We start from the raw sequence: 347 nt of genomic DNA on the forward strand, positions 1-347 counted from the left end.
AACCCGCAAGTGCCGCACGCGCTCGTTCGTCGTATCAACCGTACCAGTGGTTACGCCTGTATCTTTACCGAAACCTTCCTTAATGGGCGGGACTTACAGGACTCCCCGCTTTTCAGGGTCGGCGAAAACCCAGTCGTATCCCTTCATGCAGAACAAGCTGCATTTATGACTGGCCTTTTTGAGAAAATGCTGTCAGTATACGATGGAGACTACCTTTATAAAAGCGATTTGATCAAAAACTACATTACGCTCATCATCCACGAGGCCCTTCGAATACAGCCCGCTCAGCATGGCTCTACTTTCCGAAATGGCGAAAGCCGGCTTACACATCTCTTCACTGAGCAGCT

At 49.6% G+C, this 347-nt stretch carries 1 pseudogene; it reads left to right on the top strand.

The window, feature by feature from the left end:
* Positions 1-347, top strand: a pseudogene (locus AAHB90_RS32620) (AraC family transcriptional regulator); the annotation flags it as partial.

Source organism: Dyadobacter sp. OTU695 (assembly GCF_038440355.1).
Taxonomy (GTDB): domain Bacteria; phylum Bacteroidota; class Bacteroidia; order Cytophagales; family Spirosomataceae; genus Dyadobacter.